The 13,430-nt window shown below is 46.9% G+C and carries 7 protein-coding genes; all 7 read right to left on the bottom strand.

The genetic code is table 11. The features are described 5' to 3' along the window. Positions 1–24: 24 nt before the first annotated feature. The 7 genes from ilvE to rpoB all read right to left on the bottom strand — a co-directional run bounded on the left by ilvE (position 25) and on the right by rpoB (position 13,282). Positions 25–927 carry a branched-chain-amino-acid transaminase gene (gene ilvE, locus CW734_RS01800; RefSeq protein WP_101189193.1) on the bottom strand — a complete coding sequence of 301 codons (903 nt, stop codon included), beginning with the start codon at positions 925–927 and terminating at the stop codon, positions 25–27. A 409-nt stretch (positions 928–1,336) separates the two neighbouring features. Beyond that, a complete protein-coding gene (gene tuf / locus CW734_RS01795; protein ID WP_101189192.1) occupies positions 1,337–2,524 on the bottom strand; it encodes an elongation factor Tu in 1,188 nt (395 codons plus the stop codon). Positions 2,525–2,642: 118 nt separating this feature from the next. Continuing rightward, a complete protein-coding gene (gene fusA, locus CW734_RS01790) occupies positions 2,643–4,721 on the bottom strand; it encodes an elongation factor G (protein WP_101189191.1) in 2,079 nt (692 codons plus the stop codon). A gap of 50 nt (positions 4,722–4,771) precedes the next feature. After that, a complete protein-coding gene (rpsG, locus tag CW734_RS01785; RefSeq protein WP_058382176.1) occupies positions 4,772–5,242 on the bottom strand; it encodes a 30S ribosomal protein S7 in 471 nt (156 codons plus the stop codon). Between the two features lie 44 nt (positions 5,243–5,286). Beyond that, positions 5,287–5,706 (bottom strand): 30S ribosomal protein S12, encoded by a 420-nt coding sequence (gene rpsL / locus CW734_RS01780; protein ID WP_058382177.1) that lies wholly within the window; start codon positions 5,704–5,706, stop codon positions 5,287–5,289. A 305-nt stretch (positions 5,707–6,011) separates the two neighbouring features. Next, a complete protein-coding gene (gene rpoC / locus CW734_RS01775) occupies positions 6,012–9,617 on the bottom strand; it encodes a DNA-directed RNA polymerase subunit beta' (RefSeq protein ID WP_101189190.1) in 3,606 nt (1,201 codons plus the stop codon). 110 nt (positions 9,618–9,727) lie between these two features. Further along, positions 9,728–13,282: a DNA-directed RNA polymerase subunit beta gene (gene rpoB / locus CW734_RS01770; protein WP_101189189.1), complete on the bottom strand. Its 3,555-nt coding sequence runs from the start codon at positions 13,280–13,282 to the stop codon at positions 9,728–9,730. Positions 13,283–13,430 lie beyond the last annotated feature (148 nt).

The following is a 13,430-nucleotide window of genomic DNA, read 5'->3' as shown; positions in this document are numbered from 1 at the left end:
CGTCATTGAATTGATCATATGAATTTATACTACGTTTAGATGTTCTTCGTTATACACTTTAACGCCGTCTTGCTGCACCAGCTCGCGGAATGCTTCGAGAAGATCATTGGTGACAGGCCCTGGCTTGCCGTCGCCGATCACGCGTCCATCCACTTTGATGACGGCGATGACTTCTGCTGCCGTCCCTGTCAGGAACACTTCGTCCGCGACGTAGACATCGTGTCTAGTAAAGACGCCTTCTTCCATTTGGTAGCCTTTTTCAGCTGCGACCTCCATGATGGCGTTGCGCGTAATTCCTTCAAGCGCCCCTACATAACCGGGAGGCGTCAGCAATTTGTTTTTGCGGACAATGAAGATATTATCGGCCGATCCTTCAGCCACATAGCCTTGATCGTTCAGCATGAGTGCTTCAGAGACACCAGCCAGGCTTGCTTCGATCTTCACTAGAATATTGTTCATATAGTTCAGTGATTTCACTTTCGGGCTAAGGACGTCTGAGCGGCTTCTTCTTGAAGCGACCGAGACGATTTCAATACCGCTGTCGTATAAAGCTTTCGGGAATAAAGAAAGCGGCTCTGCGATGACGATGACATTCGGCGTTGCACAGCTGAATGGATCGAGCCCCAAATTTCCAACCCCGCGTGAGACGACTAAGCGGATATAGGCATCCTTCAATTTGTTTTGCCGGAGCGTTTCCACGACCAGCTGCGTCATTTCTTCGAAAGTATGCGGAATTTCAAGCATCACTGATTTAGCCGAATCGTAAAGGCGCTCCAGGTGTTCTTCTAAACGAAAGACATTTCCGTTGTATGAACGAATGCCTTCGAAGACTCCGTCGCCATATAGGAAGCCATGATCATAAACTGAAACCTTGGCATCTTCTTTTTTTACAAATTCACCATTCATATAGATTACTTGTTCAGTCATGATGTCCACTTCTTTCTCCGAAATTTTTTATGAGGATTAGCGCTGTAAATGCTTTGTTCTGTTAAATTGTTGCTATCATATCGCCTATTCCAAAGGGTGTCAACAAACAAAATGCGATTTTTTTGCTAATTCTGAACATTGAAATCATTTGTATCCGTTTACATTGTTGTCGTAGCGCGGTTTAAAATGTTTTTAAAAAAGTTTGAATATTTTATGAAAATGCGATATATTGCGTATAAAAGATGGACAAGCTCTCCTTAACTAGTAGCTTTTAATGAAAATCCTCTAGCAGACGCCTCGATCGTTCAGTCTTTTAACACCCTCATGCTGTCACGTAAAGTTCATCTTTAGTTAAAAGAACGCAAAAATCCCCTAACTCATAATGAGTTAGGGATTTAAGCAAAAGCAATTACTTCTGGATAGAAGCTACAACGCCAGCGCCTACAGTACGTCCACCCTCACGGATAGAGAACTTAGTACCTTCTTCAAGAGCGATTGGTGAGATAAGCTCAACATTCATTTCGATGTTGTCGCCAGGCATAACCATTTCTACTCCTTCAGGAAGGTTACAAACGCCAGTTACGTCAGTTGTACGGAAGTAGAACTGCGGACGGTAGTTTGTGAAGAATGGAGTGTGACGTCCACCCTCTTCTTTTGAAAGAACATAAACTTCCGCTTTGAAAGTTGTATGTGGAGTGATTGTGCCTGGTTTAGCAAGAACTTGTCCACGCTGGATATCGTCACGGGAAACTCCGCGAAGAAGTGCGCCAATATTGTCGCCAGCTTCAGCATAGTCAAGCAATTTGCGGAACATTTCTACACCTGTAACAGTTGTAGATTTAGCTTCTTCGTTGATACCGATGATGTCAACGTTGTCGCCAACTTTGATTTGTCCACGCTCAACACGGCCAGTTGCAACTGTACCACGGCCAGTGATTGAGAATACGTCCTCAACTGGCATCATGAATGGCTTGTCAGTGTCGCGCTCTGGAGTTGGGATGTACTCATCAACAGCAGCCATCAACTCAAGAATTTTTTCTTCCCACTCTGGCTCTCCTTCAAGAGCTTTAAGTGCAGAACCTTTGATGACTGGGATGTCATCGCCAGGGAAGTCATATTCAGACAATAGGTCGCGAACTTCCATTTCAACTAGCTCAAGAAGCTCTTCGTCGTCTACCATGTCGCATTTGTTCATGAATACTACAAGGTAAGGTACGCCTACTTGACGTGAAAGCAAGATGTGCTCACGAGTTTGTGGCATTGGGCCGTCAGCAGCAGATACTACTAGGATCCCGCCGTCCATTTGTGCAGCACCAGTGATCATGTTTTTAACATAGTCAGCGTGACCTGGGCAGTCAACGTGTGCATAGTGGCGTGTTTCAGTTTCATACTCAACGTGAGAAGTGTTGATTGTGATACCGCGCTCTTTTTCTTCAGGTGCGTTATCGATTTGGTCGTAAGAACGAGCTTCCCCGCCTGATGCTCTAGCAAGAACTGTAGCGATTGCTGCAGTCAAAGTTGTTTTACCATGGTCAACGTGTCCGATTGTACCAATGTTAGCGTGTGTTTTAGAACGGTCAAATTTAGCTTTACCCATTAGAAAAATCCTCCTCAGAATGTAAGTTAATAGTAGTAGTTTGAGTACCCAAGCTGCCAAAATAAACCGCAGATTGGGCATACAAACTATTTATACTTGATTAAAGGTCAAAATTCAATTATTGGCCTTTATTTTTCTTGATAATTTCTTCAGCGATGGATTTCGGCACTTCTTCGTAGTGATCGAAGTGCATAGAGAACACACCGCGTCCTTGCGTGTTAGAACGCAAGTTTGTTGCATAACCGAACATTTCAGAAAGTGGAACCATTGCACGGACAACTTGTGCGTTTCCGCGAGCGTCCATACCTTCTACGCGTCCACGGCGAGACGTAACGTCACCCATGATATCGCCAAGGTATTCTTCAGGGATTACAATTTCAACTTTCATGATCGGCTCAAGGATTACCGGGTTAACTTTTGATACAGCGTTTTTCAGTGCCATAGAAGCAGCAACTTTAAACGCCATCTCGTTGGAGTCAACATCGTGGTAAGATCCGTCGAACAAACGTGCTTTAATGTCGACCAATGGATAACCGGCAACTACACCGTTATCAAGAGAGTCGCGAAGACCCGCTTCAACTGCTGGGATGTATTCACGCGGAACAACACCACCGACAATTCCATTTTCGAACTCAAAGCCAGCGCCTTCTTCGTTTGGAGAGAATTCGATCCAAACGTGTCCGAACTGACCACGACCACCGGATTGACGTACGAACTTCCCTTCAACTTTTGCAGACTGACGGAATGTCTCACGGTAAGATACCTGAGGAGCTCCGACGTTTGCTTCAACGTTGAATTCGCGTCTCATACGGTCAACTAGGATATCAAGGTGAAGCTCACCCATACCCGCGATGATCGTTTGACCAGTTTCCTGGTCTGTATGCGCACGGAAAGTTGGGTCTTCTTCTTGCAATTTCGCAAGGGCTTGGCCCATCTTGTCCTGGTCCGCTTTGGATTTCGGCTCTACTGAAAGTGAGATAACCGGTTCCGGGAAGACCATGCGCTCAAGGATTACTTGGTCTTTTTCGTCGCATAGCGTATCGCCTGTAGAAGTATCTTTCAGGCCGATCGCAGCAGCGATATCCCCGCAATATACTTCAGCGATCTCTTCGCGGGAGTTAGCGTGCATTTGCAGGATACGTCCTACGCGCTCACGTTTGCCTTTTGAAGAGTTTTGTACGTACGAACCAGATTTCAAAGTACCCGAGTAAACACGGAAGAACGTCAATTTCCCTACATATGGGTCTGTCATTACTTTAAATGCCAGGGCAGAGAAAGGCTCGTCTTCAGATGCTTTACGCAATACTTCTTCGTCTGAATCCGGACGAAGTGCTGTCATTGGCGGTACATCTAGTGGAGATGGGAGGTAATCAATTACTGCATCAAGCATCAATTGAACCCCTTTGTTTTTGAAAGCAGTTCCGCAAACTACTGGGTAGAACTCAACGTCGAGCGTTCCTTTACGGATTGCAGCTTTAAGTTCATCAACAGTAATTTCTTCGCCACCAAGGTATTTTTCCATCAAGTCTTCATCAAGCTCAGCAACGCCTTCGAGTAGTTTCGTGTGCCACTCGTCAGCTAGCTCTTTGTACTCTTCAGGAATTTCGCCTTCAGTGATTTCAGTTCCCAAATCGTTCGCATAAAAGCGTGCGTTCATGTTTACAAGGTCAATGATCCCTGAGAACTCGTCTTCTGCGCCGATTGGCAATTGAATCGGATGTGCGTTAGCTTGCAGGCGATCGTGAAGAGTGCCTACTGAATACAGGAAGTCAGCGCCGATTTTATCCATTTTGTTAATGAATACCAAACGCGGTACTCCGTATGTTGTCGCTTGACGCCATACAGTTTCTGTTTGTGGCTCAACGCCTGATTGGGCATCAAGAACCGTTACAGCACCATCAAGTACACGCAATGAACGTTCAACTTCAACCGTGAAGTCTACGTGTCCAGGAGTATCGATGATGTTAACGCGGTGGCCTTCCCATGAAGCTGTTGTCGCAGCAGATGTGATCGTGATTCCACGCTCTTGCTCCTGCTCCATCCAGTCCATTTGAGAAGCACCTTCGTGCGTTTCGCCGATTTTGTGGATACGGCCTGTGTAATACAAAATACGCTCCGTAGTAGTCGTTTTACCGGCATCGATGTGAGCCATGATTCCGATATTACGTGTATGGTCTAAGGAGAACTCTCTAGGCATATGGTCTTTCTCCTTCCGTCTCGAAATAAGATTTTAAGTTTCGCAAGAATTTACCAGCGGTAATGAGCAAATGCTTTGTTGGCTTCTGCCATTTTGTGGATATCTTCACGTTTTTTGACGGAAGCACCAGTGTTGTTGGCAGCATCTAGGATTTCATTAGCTAGACGCTCTTCCATAGTTTTCTCCCCACGAAGACGTGAGTAGTTTACTAGGTAGCGAAGTCCGAGAGTCGTACGGCGTTCTGGGCGAACTTCAACTGGTACTTGGTAGTTAGCACCACCAACACGGCGAGCGCGAACTTCAAGAACCGGCATGATGTTTTCCAAAGCTTGTTCGAATACTTCGATTGGATCTTTCCCGCTGCGTTCTTTAATTAGTTCGAACGCACCGTAGAGGATCTTTTGTGAAGTACCTCTTTTTCCGTCAACCATCAATTTGTTAATTAAACGAGTTACCAATTTCGAACTATAAATCGGATCTGGCAACACGTCACGTTTAGCTACAGGACCTTTACGAGGCATGTATGTTCCTCCTTTCAACGAAAACTATCGTTAATTCATTGTTATTATTTTTTTGCTTTAGGGCGTTTTGTTCCATATTTAGAGCGTCCTTGCATACGGCCGTTTACTCCAGCAGTATCAAGTGCGCCGCGTACAACGTGGTAACGTACACCCGGAAGGTCTTTTACGCGTCCTCCGCGGATAAGAACAACACTGTGCTCTTGAAGGTTGTGACCTTCGCCGCCGATATATGCATTGACCTCAATTTGGTTTGTCAAACGTACACGTGCGTATTTACGCAATGCGGAGTTTGGTTTTTTTGGTGTCATCGTTCCAACACGTGTGCAGACGCCGCGTTTTTGCGGAGAGCTCAAGTTAGTCTGTGACTTTTTGAAGCTGTTATACCCCTTGTTCAACGCTGGTGAGTCTGATTTAGTGCTTTTCGGTTTACGAGGCTTGTTAACCAATTGGTTAATAGTAGGCATCGATTTTTCCTCCTCTCAAAAGGTGTTCTAATACCACATATCCAGGTGGTTCATTTTTGGGTAAAAAACAAAGTCTTTGTGATTTTACACAAAAACCGGTATCCAGTAATGCCATCATGGCTACATCCAGCAAAGCTGAACGCTTTTACTGTTTTTGCTTAGTACCTGACGATCATGTTCCTGACATGCAAAGATCGATAATCATCAACCCTTAATATACTATCATTCACCATGCGTTACTGTCAACCGAAACTTCAAAAAAAATCCCGGAGAGCGTATAGCTCTCCGGGATTCGTTTTTCTAACTTATGATTCGCTTCCGACGATCTCTTCTTGCTGGGCTTTTTCGCTTTGCTCGATTTCGATTTGGCGGTAGCGTTGCATGCCAGTCCCTGCTGGAACCAGTTTCCCGATGATGACATTCTCTTTCAGGCCGAGAAGCTCATCGCGTTTTCCTTTGATCGCCGCATCGGTAAGGACGCGAGTCGTTTCTTGGAAGGACGCAGCAGACAAGAACGATTCTGTTTCCAGGGAAGCTTTCGTGATCCCGAGGATGACAGGTCGGCTAGTTGCTGGCATATTGCCGGCAAGCACTGCTTTTTCGTTTGCTTCTGTGAACTGGTGAATATCAAGAAGAGAACCTGGCAGCAAGTCAGTATCCCCGGCTTCAATGACGCGAACTTTACGGAACATTTGACGCACCATAACTTCAACGTGCTTATCGCCGATTTCTACCCCTTGCATGCGGTAAACTTTTTGGACTTCTTTCAATAGATACAATTGTACAGATTGGACTTCTTTGACTTGAAGCAATTGCTTCGGATCAATAGAGCCGTCTGTCAGCACTTCACCGCGCTGAATCGTATCATCTACTTGAACTTTCAAACGCGCATTATAAGGCGCCAAGTATTTACGTGTTTCTACGTCACCTTGAATCGTGATTTCTTTCTGGCCTTCGCGGATTTCATCAATCTCGGTAATAGTACCGGTGATTTCAGAAATGACAGCCTGCCCTTTCGGATTTCTGGATTCGAAGATTTCTTGGATACGCGGCAAACCTTGTGTGATATCGTCTCCTGCTACACCGCCTGTGTGGAACGTACGCATCGTGAGCTGTGTACCCGGCTCACCGATTGACTGGGCAGCGATGATTCCCACTGCTTCGCCGACTTCCACTTCGTCGCCTGTTGCAAGGTTCGTACCGTAACATTTTTTGCAAATGCCGTGTTTTGTATTACAAGTAAAGGCAGAGCGGATCGTCACTTCTTTGATGCCGGCTTCGATTACGAGGCGAGCCAGATCTTGTGTAATAAGTGCGTCTCTTTCTACAATCACTTCTTTTGTTTCCGGGTGACGGACCGTTTTCTTAGCGTGACGGCCGACAATCCGTTCTTCAAGCTCTTCAATGACTTCCGTACCTTCCATGAGTGCGCCAACCAATAAACCACGGTCAGTTCCGCAATCATTTTCGCGTACGATTGCATCTTGTGCAACATCGACAAGACGGCGAGTCAAGTAACCGGAGTCAGCTGTTTTAAGTGCTGTATCGGCAAGACCTTTACGTGCACCGTGAGTCGAGATGAAGTATTCAAGTACCGTCAGACCTTCACGGAATGAAGATTTGATCGGAAGTTCAATGATGCGGCCGGCCGGGTTGGCCATGAGTCCGCGCATACCCGCAAGCTGCGTGAAGTTGGACGCGTTACCACGCGCTCCGGAATCACTCATCATGTAGATCGGGTTCAGCGTATCAAGGGATGCCATCAATTTTTCCTGGATGATATCTTTTGCATTGCTCCAATATGAGATAACGCGTGTGTAGCGCTCTTCTTCCGTAATTAAGCCACGGCGGAATTGCTTCATCACTTTATCTACATTGTTTTGGGCTTCAATTAGGATTTCACCTTTGTCAGGCAAAACGACGATATCCGCAACACCGACTGTGATGCCGGCTTGTGTTGAATATTTGAATCCGAGGCTCTTCATGCGGTCAAGCATACGGGAAGTTTCCGTAATATGGAAACGTTTGAATACTTCTGCAATGATTTCCCCAAGGATTTTCTTCTTGAACGGCGTTACAAGCTCTGACTCCTGGATATGCTTGCGAACATCCGTCGTTGTAGGGACGAAGTATTTCGCAGGCGTTTCCACTTGCAGGTTGTAATCAGTCGGTTCATTGATATAAGGGAACGATTTCGGAAGAATTTCATTGAAAATGACTTTCCCGACCGTAGTCAAAAGAAGCATTTTGTTTTGTTCTTCCGTAAACGTTGGGTTGCTAACAGAGCCGGCTTGAACCGCAATGCGCGTGTGCAAGTGCACATGTCCAGTTTGGTATGCGATCAGCACTTCTTCCGGCCCGGAGAACGTAGCCCCTTCGCCTGTCGCGCCTTTGCGCTCAAGCGTCAAGTAGTAGTTTCCTAGAACCATATCCTGAGAAGGCGTTACGACCGGTTTACCATCTTTCGGGTTCAAGATGTTCTGTGCTGCAAGCATAAGAAGACGAGCTTCCGCTTGTGCTTCAGATGAAAGCGGTACGTGAACAGCCATTTGGTCACCATCAAAGTCAGCGTTATAAGCTGTACAAACGAGCGGGTGAAGGCGGATTGCCTTACCTTCAACGAGTGTCGGTTCAAATGCTTGAATACCGAGTCTGTGAAGCGTCGGTGCGCGGTTCAAAAGAACCGGGTGCTCCTTGATGACATCTTCTAGCACGTCCCAAACTTCCGAATGGAGACGCTCGATTTTACGCTTCGCGCTCTTGATGTTATGAGCAAGCCCACGTTCAACCAATTCTTTCATGACAAACGGCTTGAAGAGTTCAATCGCCATGCCTTTAGGCAAGCCGCATTGGTACATTTTCAAGTTCGGTCCAACGACGATTACAGAACGTCCGGAATAATCGACACGTTTTCCGAGCAAGTTCTGGCGGAAGCGTCCTTGTTTCCCTTTCAACATGTGAGAAAGAGATTTCAATGGACGGTTACCAGGACCTGTAACCGGACGGCCGCGACGACCGTTGTCAATCAATGCATCGACCGCTTCTTGAAGCATGCGTTTTTCGTTCTGAACGATGATGCTTGGCGCACCAAGGTCAAGCAAACGCTTGAGGCGGTTGTTGCGGTTGATGACGCGGCGGTAAAGGTCGTTCAAGTCAGAAGTCGCAAAGCGGCCGCCGTCAAGCTGAACCATCGGACGCAATTCCGGCGGGATGACAGGAAGGACATCCAAGATCATCCAATCCGGGTTGTTTCCAGAGTTGCGGAAAGACTCAACTACTTCAAGGCGCTTGATCGCACGCGTGCGGCGCTGGCCTTGCGCAGATTTAAGTTCTTCTTTCAACGCATCTGTTTCGCGTTCCAAGTCAATTTCCTGAAGCAAACGTTTGATTGCTTCAGCACCCATTGCGGCTTGGAATTTCTTGCCGAATTTATCGCGGTATGCACGATATTCTTTTTCGGAAAGCAGTTGTTTTTTCTCGAGCGGCGTATCAGCCGGATCGATCACTACATAAGAAGCAAAATAGATAACTTCTTCCAAAGAACGCGGGGACATATCTAAGATAAGGCCCATGCGGCTTGGAATTCCTTTGAAATACCAAATATGGGAAACCGGTGCTGCAAGCTCGATATGGCCCATGCGCTCACGGCGCACTTTTGAACGGGTTACTTCGACGCCACAGCGGTCACAGACGACACCTTTATAACGGACGCGTTTGTATTTTCCGCAATGGCATTCCCAGTCTTTTGTAGGACCGAAAATACGTTCACAGAACAAACCGTCTTTTTCAGGCTTTAACGTACGGTAGTTGATTGTTTCTGGTTTCTTGACTTCCCCATAGGACCATGAGCGAATTTTATCGGGTGATGCCAATCCGATTTTCATATACTCAAAATTATTTACATCTATCAAGGAGCCTACCTCCCTTTTGTCTCGAGTTTCTGTACGGCTCTTTCTCGTTTATGACTAAATCGATAAGTTTCCGCCCGGCGCTGTGCCGGACGGTTTCTTCTATATATACTTTATTCAATCGTGCCTACTGGTGATTCTTCGTCGGCGATCGGCAAGATATTAAGTGAATCTGCAGGTTGAAGATCGTCTTCTTCATCCAAATCGCGCAATTCGATTTCTTCATCATCGATTGTGAGCATTTTGACGTCCATACCCAAACTTTGAAGCTCTTTGATCAATACTTTGAATGATTCTGGAACACTTGGTTCTGGAACACTTTCACCTTTGACAATCGCTTCATAAGTTTTCACACGGCCGACCACGTCATCTGATTTAACTGTCAAGATTTCTTGGAGTGTATGGGCAGCACCGTATGCTTCAAGTGCCCAAACTTCCATCTCCCCGAAACGCTGACCGCCAAATTGCGCTTTACCGCCGAGTGGCTGTTGCGTAACCAGTGAGTAAGGTCCAGTTGAACGTGCATGAAGCTTATCGTCAACCATGTGTGCCAGTTTGATCATGTACATGATCCCGACAGATACGCGGTTATCGAATGGCTCACCGGAACGGCCATCATAAAGGATGGTTTTTCCGTCGCGTGGCATTCCAGCTTCTTCCATCGTTTCCCAGACATCTTCTTCATTCGCGCCATCAAATACGGATGATGCCATATGAAGGCCTAGAGAACGGGAAGCCATGCCGAGGTGAAGTTCAAGCACCTGACCGATATTCATACGGGACGGAACACCAAGCGGGTTCAACATGATATCGATCGGCGTGCCATCCGGCATGAATGGCATGTCTTCTTCTGGCAAGATGCGGGAGATAACACCTTTGTTCCCGTGACGTCCGGCCATTTTGTCGCCGACGGAGATTTTCCGTTTTTGGACAATATAAGCGCGCACCAATTGGTTAACGCCTGGCGGCAATTCGTCGCCATCTTCACGGTTGAAGATTTTCACATCAAGCACGATCCCGCCTGCACCGTGAGGCACACGCAATGAAGTATCGCGTACTTCACGCGCTTTTTCACCGAAGATTGCATGAAGCAGGCGTTCTTCTGCTGTCAGTTCCGTAACCCCTTTAGGCGTTACTTTACCGACTAGGATGTCGCCATCTTTCACTTCAGCACCGACACGGATGATGCCGCGGTCGTCCAAGTTGCGCAAAGCATCTTCGCCGACGTTTGGAATATCACGCGTGATTTCTTCAGGCCCGAGCTTTGTATCACGGGAATCTGATTCGTATTCTTCGATATGGATCGACGTGTAGACATCATCTTTAACGAGGCGCTCACTCATGATGATCGCATCCTCATAGTTAAAGCCGTCCCAAGTCATGAATCCGACAAGCACGTTACGGCCAAGCGCCATTTCACCGCGTTCCATTGAAGGTCCGTCAGCCAGGATATCGCGTTTTTCTACACGATCGCCGACTTTAACAATCGGGCGCTGGTTATAGCTGGTACCTTGGTTTGAACGGATGAATTTTTGCAGGCGATACGTATCCACATCGCCTTTGACTTCATTGCCTTCTACGTTTTCGATGCGGCGAACGCGAATCTCTTTCGCTTCAACGAATTCGACAATTCCGCCATTCTTCGCGATTACGGCAGCGCCTGAATCACGTGCGGCTAAGTGCTCCATGCCAGTTCCGACAAACGGAGCTTCTGGGTTCAATAGAGGCACAGCTTGACGTTGCATGTTCGCTCCCATCAACGCACGGTTGGAGTCATCGTTTTCAAGGAACGGAATACAAGCAGTCGCAACAGACACGACTTGTTTTGGAGAAACGTCCATATAATCGATGCTAGAGCGGCTGTAAACGGTGTTCTCACCGCGGAAGCGGGCAACGACTTCTTCTTCGACAAACGATCCGTCTTCATTCAAGCGTGAATTCGCCTGAGCGACGACATAGTTGTCTTCTTCATCAGCCGTTAAGTAATCGATCTGGTCGGTGACTTTATTCGTCTCCGGATCGACACGGCGATAAGGTGTTTCGATGAATCCGAATTTATTCACTTTCGCAAATGTTGAAAGTGTGTTGATCAAGCCGATGTTCGGGCCCTCAGGCGTTTCGATCGGGCACATGCGGCCGTAGTGAGAGTAGTGAACGTCACGCACTTCAAAGCCGGCGCGTTCACGCGTCAAACCACCGGGCCCAAGCGCAGATAGACGGCGTTTATGCGTCAATTCAGCAAGCGGGTTCGTTTGGTCCATGAACTGGGACAATTGGGAGCTTCCGAAGAACTCTTTAATCGATGCAATAACCGGGCGGATATTGATCAATTGCTGAGGTACGATCGATTGCGTGTCGTTGATCGACATGCGCTCGCGCACCACGCGTTCCATACGGGACAAGCCGATACGGAATTGGTTCTGTAGAAGTTCGCCAACTGAACGCAGACGACGGTTACCTAGGTGGTCAATATCATCTGTGTTGCCGACGCCATGCAGCAAGTTGAAGAAGTAGCTGATAGACGAGATGATATCCGCAGGCGTTACATTTTTGATCTTGTCTTCGATATATGCATTGCTGATGACGGTGATTTCTTTTTGCTCATCGTCATTTGGCGCATAGATTTTAATGGATTGAAGTGTTACGTCGTCTTCAAGCACGCCTCCAGCTTGGGAAACGGTATGAAAACCAACGCCATTCTCCAAATTAGGGATCAAGCGGTCAAGGACACGGCGGTCAATAACAGTTCCAGCTTCTACTAAAATCTCGCCCGTTTCAGGATCAACGAGTGTTTCTGCAATCGTCTGATTGAACAAGCGATTTTTAATATGAAGCTTTTTGTTCATCTTGTAGCGGCCGACATTCGCCAAGTCATAGCGTTTTGGGTCGAAGAAACGTGAGTAGAGTAAGCTCTTAGCGCTTTCTACTGTCGGTGGCTCTCCAGGGCGTAGGCGCTCATAGATCTCAAGAAGCGCTTTTTCCGTGTTTTCGGTATTGTCTTTTTCCAATGTGTTCTGCAAATACTCGTTATCGCCGAGCAATTCAATGATTTCCTGGTCGGAACCAAAGCCTAACGCACGCAGAAGAACCGTTACAGGCAATTTGCGTGTGCGGTCGATGCGTACGTATACGACATCTTTTGCATCGGTTTCATACTCAAGCCATGCACCACGGTTTGGAATGACAGTAGCGCCAAAACCTCGTTTGCCGTTTTTATCTGTCTTGTCGTGGAAATAGACGCTTGGTGAGCGTACTAATTGCGAAACGATGACGCGCTCTGCGCCGTTGATGACGAAAGTACCAGTTTCTGTCATTAATGGGAAATCGCCCATGAAGACGTCCTGTTCTTTCACTTCATCCGTCTCTTTGTTGTGAAGACGCACTTTTACGCGGAGTGGCGCTGCGTAAGTAACGTCCCGTTCTTTCGATTCATCAACCGGGTACTTAGGATCCGCTAGGCTGTAGTCGACGAATTCCAAGGAAAGGTTTCCTGTGAAATCTTCGATTGGTGAAATGTCGCGGAACATTTCACGGAGCCCCTCTTCTAAGAACCATTCGTAAGAAGACGATTGGATCTCAATCAGATTCGGGAGATCTAGAACTTCACTGATTCTCGAAAAACTTCTGCGTTGACGATGCTGACCGTACTGAACTAGTTGACCTGTCAACTTATTCACCCCTCAATAAAACGATTATAGGACTTTGCGATATCTGTAAAATAGTGTATGATATCGAAAAGACAAAAAGAAAACGAGACCGCATATGAGCTCATTTTCGGTTTACACATGTTAAAACTGGCCGCCATGCTCTGCCCGA

This window comes from Planococcus sp. MB-3u-03, assembly GCF_002833405.1.
GTDB lineage: Bacteria > Bacillota > Bacilli > Bacillales_A > Planococcaceae > Planococcus.
This window is presented reverse-complemented; position numbering and strand designations above follow the sequence as displayed.